The sequence below is a fragment of the Janthinobacterium sp. ROICE36 genome (genome assembly GCF_002869965.1).
In the GTDB taxonomy this organism is placed as follows: Bacteria; Pseudomonadota; Gammaproteobacteria; order Burkholderiales; family Burkholderiaceae_D; genus Janthinobacterium.
This window is the reverse complement of sequence record NZ_PEBS01000135.1, coordinates 1-6,697: the sequence shown is the minus strand read 5'-3', so window position 1 is coordinate 6,697 and position 6,697 is coordinate 1. Positions and strand designations below refer to the sequence as shown.

6 protein-coding genes are annotated in these 6,697 nt (G+C 60.4%); 4 read left to right on the top strand and 2 right to left on the bottom strand.

All coding sequences use genetic code 11. The features are described 5' to 3' along the window. Positions 1 to 200: 200 nt before the first annotated feature. Together guaB and guaA are read left to right on the top strand one after the other, a co-directional pair. Complete coding sequence (guaB, locus tag CSZ94_RS26700; protein WP_099377100.1) at positions 201 to 1,661, top strand: IMP dehydrogenase; 1,461 nt, start codon at positions 201 to 203, stop codon at positions 1,659 to 1,661. A gap of 69 nt (positions 1,662 to 1,730) precedes the next feature. Beyond that, positions 1,731 to 3,341, top strand: a complete 1,611-nt coding sequence (gene guaA / locus CSZ94_RS26695) for a glutamine-hydrolyzing GMP synthase (protein WP_102124267.1) — start codon at positions 1,731 to 1,733, stop codon at positions 3,339 to 3,341. Between the two features lie 113 nt (positions 3,342 to 3,454). Here the strand turns inward: guaA and CSZ94_RS26690 are convergent, their stop codons facing one another. Both CSZ94_RS26690 and CSZ94_RS26685 read right to left on the bottom strand, forming a co-directional pair. Next, positions 3,455 to 3,988 (bottom strand): ankyrin repeat domain-containing protein, encoded by a 534-nt coding sequence (locus CSZ94_RS26690; RefSeq protein WP_102124268.1) that lies wholly within the window; start codon positions 3,986 to 3,988, stop codon positions 3,455 to 3,457. Between the two features lie 39 nt (positions 3,989 to 4,027). After that, positions 4,028 to 5,227: a YbfB/YjiJ family MFS transporter gene (locus tag CSZ94_RS26685; RefSeq protein WP_102124266.1), complete on the bottom strand. Its 1,200-nt coding sequence runs from the start codon at positions 5,225 to 5,227 to the stop codon at positions 4,028 to 4,030. Positions 5,228 to 5,538: 311 nt separating this feature from the next. Between CSZ94_RS26685 and CSZ94_RS26680 the strand changes: the two genes are divergently transcribed. Next, on the top strand, positions 5,539 to 6,213 hold the full coding sequence (locus CSZ94_RS26680; RefSeq protein WP_102124265.1) for a CsgG/HfaB family protein: 675 nt from the start codon (positions 5,539 to 5,541) through the stop codon (positions 6,211 to 6,213). A gap of 8 nt (positions 6,214 to 6,221) precedes the next feature. Continuing rightward, on the top strand, positions 6,222 to 6,593 hold the full coding sequence (locus tag CSZ94_RS26675; RefSeq protein WP_258001230.1) for a DUF4810 domain-containing protein: 372 nt from the start codon (positions 6,222 to 6,224) through the stop codon (positions 6,591 to 6,593). Positions 6,594 to 6,697: the final 104 nt, after the last annotated feature.

The window sequence follows — 6,697 nt, the reverse complement described above, 5'->3', positions numbered from 1 at the left end:
ATTTACTGAAAAACGAAAAGACAACCAAGGCCGGCATCGCTACCAAACGCTTAAAAGCTGGCTGGAATGCCGACTATCTCGCCAAGGTCTTGGGCTTGCCGACCTGATGCTTCATGCAATCGCCCTGAGAGGTTTGCGAATGTTTAAGACAAGAGGCAAGAATTTCTGTATAATCTGCTTTTGCGCCAATAGGAAATGCTATGCGTCTACTTCAAAAAGCACTCACATTCGATGACGTGCTGCTCGTCCCAGCCTACTCCAACGTTCTGCCCGCCGATACGTCCCTCAAAACGCGCCTGACCCGCAATATCACCCTGAATATTCCCTTGCTGTCCGCAGCCATGGATACGGTGACGGAAGCCCGCCTGGCGATCGCGATGGCCCAGGAAGGTGGCATCGGCATTATCCACAAGAATTTGAATCCCAAGGATCAGGCACGTGAAGTGGCCCGCGTAAAACGTTTCGAAGCTGGCGTGCTGCGTGATCCGATCACGATTCCACCAGAAATGAAAATCCGCGATGTGATCGCGCTGACAGAACAATACGGCATCAGCGGTTTCCCCGTGGTCAAGGGCAAGGAAGTCGTCGGTATCATCACCAACCGCGATTTGCGCTTTGAAAAGGAACTCGACGCTGAAGCCTCCGCCAAGATGACCCCGCGCGAAAAACTCGTGGTCGTCAATGAAGATGCCGATACGGCCGAAGCCAAGCGCCTGATGAACAAGCACCGCCTTGAGCGCGTGCTGGTCGTCAATGACGCCTTTGAATTGCGCGGCCTGATCACCGTCAAGGATATCCAGAAGTCGACTTCCCACCCGTTCGCGTCGAAAGACAGCCAGGGCAAACTGCTGGTCGGCGCTGCCGTCGGCGTCGGTGCCAAGGATGAAGAGCGCATCGACCTGCTGGTCGCTGCCGGTGTCGACGTGCTGGTGGTCGACACGGCCCACGGCCACTCGCAGGGTATCCTGGACCGCGTACGCTGGATCAAGACCAAGTACCCGCAAGTGGAAGTGATTGGCGGCAACATCGCCACCGCCGCTGCCGCCAAGGCGCTGGTGGAATACGGCGCCGATGCGGTCAAGGTCGGTATCGGTCCTGGGTCGATCTGCACCACGCGTATTGTCGCCGGTGTAGGCGTGCCGCAAATCACGGCCATCTCGAACGTCGCCGAAGCACTCGAAGGCACGGGCGTGCCATGCATCGCCGACGGCGGTATCCGCTTCTCGGGCGATATCTCGAAAGCGCTGGCCGCTGGCGCTTCGACGGTGATGATGGGTTCCATGTTTGCCGGTACGGAAGAAGCGCCAGGCGAAGTGATCCTGTACCAGGGCCGCAGCTACAAATCGTACCGCGGCATGGGTTCGCTGGGTGCAATGTCCGATGGTTCGGCAGATCGTTACTTCCAGGACGCCACCATGAAGGCCGACAAGTTCGTGCCTGAAGGTATTGAAGGCCGCGTGGCCTACAAAGGCAGCGTGCTGGCGATCATCTTCCAGTTGGTGGGTGGCGTGCGTCAATCGATGGGTTACTGCGGTTGCGCCACCATCGACGAACTGCGCGAAAAAGCGGAATTCGTGGAAATCACCTCGGCCGGCATGCGCGAGTCGCATGTCCATGATGTGCAGATTACCAAGGAAGCTCCCAACTACCGCTCTGAATAAGCCGTAGCGATAGTCCAGACCGGCGCCTAGTGCGCCGGTTTTGTAATGACCCCAGATAAAGCCCCCATCATGCATTCTAAAATCCTCATTCTCGATTTCGGTTCCCAAGTCACCCAGTTGATCGCCCGCCGCGTGCGCGATTCCGGCGTGTTTTCCGAAGTCTTCCCGTATGACGTCAGCGACGAATTCGTGCGCAACTATGGCGCCGCCGGCGTGATCCTGTCGGGCAGCCACAATTCCACCTTGGACGGCGACTCGCCGCGCGCGCCGCAAGCCGTGTTCGAGCTGGGCGTACCGGTGCTGGGCATTTGCTACGGCATGCAAACCATGGCGGCCCAGCTGGGCGGCAAGGTGGAAAACGGCCTGGTGCGCGAATTCGGCTACGCTGAAGTGCGCGCCCGTAGCCACACCAAGTTGCTCAACGGTATTGCCGACTTCGTCACCGACGAAGGCCACGGCATGCTGAAAGTGTGGATGAGCCACGGCGACAAAGTGCTGGAAATGCCGCCAGGCTTCAAGCTGATGGGCAACACCCCGAGCTGCCCGATCGCCGCCATGGCCGACGAAGAGCGCCAGTTCTACGGCGTGCAATTCCACCCGGAAGTGACGCACACGGTGCAGGGCAAGGCCATGATCGGCCGTTTCGTACATGAAATCTGCGGCTGCAAATCGGACTGGAACATGCCCGACTACATCAGCGAAGCAGTGGAAAAAATCCGCGCGCAAGTGGGTACCGACGACGTCATCCTGGGCCTGTCCGGCGGCGTCGACTCCTCCGTGGCCGCTGCCCTGATCCACCGCGCCATCGGCGACCAGCTGACGTGCGTCTTCGTCGACCACGGCCTGTTGCGCCTGGACGAAGGCAAGATGGTGATGGATATGTTTGCCAAGAACCTGGGCGTGAAAGTCATCCGCGTCGATGCGGAAGAGCAGTTCATGGGCCACCTGGCCGGCGTCACCGACCCCGAGCAAAAGCGCAAGATCATCGGCCGCGAATTCGTCGAAGTGTTCCAGGTCGAATCGGGCAAGCTGGTCAACGCCAAATGGCTGGCGCAAGGCACGATTTACCCGGATGTGATCGAATCGGCCGGCAAGGGCAAGAAAGGCCAGACCATCAAGAGCCACCACAACGTGGGCGGCTTGCCGGACACCATGAAGCTCAACTTGCTGGAACCCTTGCGCGAACTGTTCAAGGACGAAGTGCGCAAACTGGGCGTGGCCCTGGGCTTGCCGCATGATATGGTGTACCGCCACCCGTTCCCTGGCCCGGGCCTGGGCGTGCGCATCCTCGGTGAAGTCAAGAAAGACTATGCCGACCTGCTGCGCCGTGCCGATGCCATCTTCATCGAAGAACTGCGCAACACGCCATACGAATTCGTTGCCGGCCAGGCCGTCGACCCGGACGCGCTGCCAGCGAACTGGTACGAGGCCACCAGTCAGGCCTTCGCCGTCTTCCTGCCCGTCAAATCGGTGGGCGTGATGGGCGATGGCCGCACCTACGAATACGTGGTGGCCCTGCGCGCCGTGCAGACGCAGGACTTCATGACGGCTCACTGGGCACATCTGCCGCACAGCCTGCTGGGTAAGGTGTCGAATCGCATCATCAATGAAGTGCGCGGCATCAACCGTGTCGTCTACGATATTTCGGGCAAGCCGCCAGCGACCATCGAGTGGGAATAATCTCCCATCCGGCACCGTTAGCTAATGCTCGATCAATGAAACTGCTAAGCACCTGATTAGTCAGTTTTTTTACCTGGTGGCAGTCGAAAAACTGCTGGCGATATCTGCATTGACTATGTCGCTTGCCCCAGGCTGACCAGACGGGCCAGGGTCTCCTGGGCATTCATGGACTTGGCCAGCGAAACGGCGCTCATGCCGCGGCTGTCCAAGGAATCGATGCGCGCGCCGTGCTGCAGCAGCAGGTCGAGGATGGGCAGGCGGTTGAACATGGCTGCCATCATCAAGGGTGTCTTGCCGTCCGGGCTGGCGCCTTCCACGCTGGCGCCGTGCTTGAGCAGCAGTTCGGCGATGTCCAGGTAGCCCTTGTAGGCGACGCCGGCCAGCGGTGTCTGGCCCTGGTCGTTGGGGACGTTGGCGTCGGCGCCCGCTGCGAGCAGCAGGCGCGACGTTTCCAGGTGGCCGTGGTAGCTGGCCAGCATGATCAGGCTGTCGCCTTTTTCGTTGCGGAAGTTGACGGGCACGCCGTGCGCGACCATGGCGCCCAGTTGCTGCGTATCGCCTTCGCGCACCAGGGCAAACAGGCCCTGGATGAATTCCAGCGTTTCGGCATCCATCGTTGCGGGGAGTTTTCGTGCATCGGTGTTCATCGTGATCTTTCTGCGCAGGTGGGCCATGCCAGCAGTCTACTATACGGCCGGCGCCAGCGCCTTTTGCCGCGCGGCCAATGCGGCGCCGATGAAAAGGGCGATGGCCGAGGCGATCAAGCCCCGCTCCAGTCCGGCCGGGCCATCGGCGATCCAGCCGACCACGATGGGACCGACGATCTGGCCCAGCGCGAACACCGTCGTGTAGGCGCTGATGCCGGCAGTCCAGGATTGCTGCGGCAAGTTATGCCGCACCAGTGCTGTGGTCGAGGCCACCACCGACAGGAATACGGCGCCAAAGACCAGGCCGGAGAGGAACACGACGGGCACAAAGCTGGTCAGCGCGGGCAGGATGGTCACCACGCCCAGCACGCCATTCAATATTGCCAGCGATTCGCCGCCCCTGTAGCGGTCGAGCATGCGTGCCCAGATGCGCGACGACGCCACCACCGCCAGACCCAGCAAGGTGTAGAACACGGTGATCAGTGTGGGGGACATGCCTTGCTGTTTGAGCAGGGCGATGACGAAGGTCATGTAGCCGATGTAGCCTACGCCAAACATGCAATAGCCGGCCAGGCTGGGGGCGAAATCGCGCCAGGCGAAGCGCCGCAGCGTGTCGAAGGCGCGCGGCGCTTCGCCGATCGCTTTCGCCGGCATGGCCATGATGGCGGTGGCGGCCAAGCAGGCGATCCCGAGTGCCAGCCAGGGCCATTGCCAGGCGTGCGCGGCGCCATGTTCCTGTGCGGCGGCCAGCGCCGCCGGCACCAGCAGGGCCGACAGCGCGATGCCGAAGCCCGTGCCGCCGTAATACAGGCCGATGTAGAAGCCGGCGCGCTGGCTGTGCATGGAGCCGAGGCGCGCCGCCAGCACGCCACCGGCGATGAAGATGAAGGCGCTGGCCACGCCTGCACACACGCGCTGCAGGAACAGGGTGGTCGTGTCGCTGACGAGGCCCGACATCAGCATGAAGATGCTGGCCAGCACGGAACCGGTGATCAGCAAGCGCCACACGCCCAGACGGCGCATCAGCGCCGGCGTGGCCAGGGCACCCAGAAAATAGCCGAGCGCATTGAAGGTGTTCATGGCCCCGGCCAGCAGGTAGGACCAGCCCAGGTCGTCACGCATGGGCGGCAGCAGCAAGCCATACGAAAAGCGCGACAGGCCCAGGGCGACGGCGGCGCCCAGCGAGAGCGCCAGCGCCGTCGCCAGCGGATGGGATGGGGAATGATCGTGTGTCGGCATGGCCTTGGGACCCGTCTATGTGAAAAGCGTGGCGTTGGCGCCGGGGTGGGACAGGCCGGCGGGCGAGGTCTGTGAAGGACAGTGGCATAGGGCGCTGACTACACGCTTTTTTACTACTAAGTTAATGAATCGGACCTGGGAAGTCAAGCAGGGTCGCTCCTGTACATGACGGGCAATAGTGCAATCCTTGCCATCGTTACTTTTGGAGAGAATTATGAGACATGCAATGCCATATAATTGCAATTAGGAAATTAACTTGCCTAAAATCAATTTCGCAGGTTGCTCCTGATCATCCATCTCATAAGGGCACTATGAACAAGAATAAACCCGGCGCGTTGTTGATTGCAGCGCTGATTGGCGCGGCGTTGGCTGGCTGCGCTTCCGAATCGTCGCAAGCCCTGGCTGTCCCCACGGTTGCCAGCGCAGCCCGTCCCTACGTTGGTCCACGCACCCTGATCGCTGTCGGTAAATTTGACAACCGTTCGAACTTCATGCGCGGCATCTTTTCCGATGGCGTCGACCGCCTGGGCAGCCAGTCGAAAACGATTTTGATTGCGCACCTGCAGACGTCCAACCGTTTCAATGTGCTAGACCGCGACAACATGGCCGAGCTCAAGCAGGAAGCGGAATTCAAGAAGCAAGGCCAGAATATCAAGGGCGCGGACTTCGTCGTGACCGGCGACGTGACCGAATTCGGCCGAAAGGAAGTGGGCGACAAACAATTGTTCGGCATCATGGGCCGCCGCAAGACGCAAGTGGCGTATGCCAAGGTCACCTTGAACGTCGTCAACATCGCCACCTCGGAAGTCGTGTATTCGAGCTCGGGCGCTGGCGAATACAGCCTGTCGAACCGCGAAGTGCTGGGTTTCGGCGGCACCGCCAGCTATGACGCCACCCTCAATGGCAAGGTGCTGGACCTGGCCATGCGCGAAGCGGTAGAGCGCCTGGTCGCTGGCGTCGAAGCGGGCGCATTGCGCAAACAATAAGGTATCCCATGAAACTGACAATGAAGAACAAGGGCGTTGCCCTGCTGGCCCTGCTCGCCTGTGCCGCACTCACCGGTTGCGCCACGCAATCGAAGACCCTGTATCAATGGGAAGGCTACCAGCCGCAAGTGTACGAATACCTGAAGGGTGAAAGTCCGGAGCAGCAGATCGCCGCCATGGAAAAAGACTTGCAAGTGATCGCTGCGAAGGGCAACCATGCGCCGCCGGGTTTCCACGCCCACCTGGGCATGCTGTACTCGATCGCGGGCAAGCCGGAGCAGGTCGCCGCGCAGTTCGAAGACGAGAAAAAGCTGTTCCCGGAATCGACGCCGTACATGGACTTCCTGTTGGGTAAAATGTTGGCGCCGACCGAAAACTGACCCACCTATAGCTGTTGTGCCGACCCAAAATTGACCCAGGTGTTCTACTGCTCCTGCCTAATTATTAGGCGGGAGATATACAAGGTGATCACCATGGAAATGTT